This is a genomic window from Bradyrhizobium sp. NAS96.2 (assembly GCF_001908235.1).
Classification (GTDB): domain Bacteria; phylum Pseudomonadota; class Alphaproteobacteria; order Rhizobiales; family Xanthobacteraceae; genus Bradyrhizobium.
Map to the genome: position 1 here is coordinate 1 of NZ_LGHK01000436.1, position 740 is coordinate 740.

At 62.0% G+C, this 740-nt stretch carries 1 protein-coding gene; it reads left to right on the top strand.

Annotated elements, in window-relative coordinates; translation table 11 throughout:
• Nucleotides 1–740 (top strand): IS21-like element helper ATPase IstB (gene istB, locus AC628_RS41795; protein WP_245321625.1); only part of this gene is annotated, 740 nt, incomplete at both ends.

Consider the following 740-nt stretch of genomic DNA (forward strand, 5'->3'; position numbering starts at 1 on the left):
TGAAGGCTGCCTTCGACGAGATCATGGCAATTGCCGTCAAGCGCCAGCACGAACCTCAGCGCATTGTCGGCGACCTGCTCAACGCCGAGATCAACGAGAAGCAAGCCAGGTCGATCAAATACCAGCTCACCATTGCCAAGCTGCCGCTTGCCAAGGACATCGCCGACTTCCAGTTCGACGGCACGCCAATCAATCAGACTCTCGTCAATGATCTCGCTGGCGGCGGCTTCATCGCCCAACAACGCAACGTCGTGCTGGTTGGCGGCACCGGCACAGGCAAAACCCACCTGGCCATTGCCATCGCCAGAAGCTGCATCCGATCCGGTGCCCGCGGCCGCTTCTTCAACGTAGTCGACCTCGTCAATCGCCTCGAGACCGAGACCCGCAACGGACGGCAAGGACGGCTCGCCGAGCATCTGACCCGGATGGACTTCATCGTGCTGGATGAACTCGGCTATTTGCCCTTCGCCCAGTCCGGTGGCCAGCTTCTCTTCCACCTCGTCAGCCGGCTCTATGAGCGCGCCTCCGTCATCGTGACCACCAATCTCGCCTTCGGCGAATGGCCGAGCGTGTTCGGCGACGCCAAAATGACCACCGCGCTGCTCGACCGATTGACCCATCACTGCGACATCGTCGAGACCGGCAACGATAGCTGGCGGTTCAAGAGCCGAGACGACGATCACGCCACCCGCGCTCGTCTCGCCTCCGCTATCCCGGCCAGCTCCGACGAGACGAGCGCT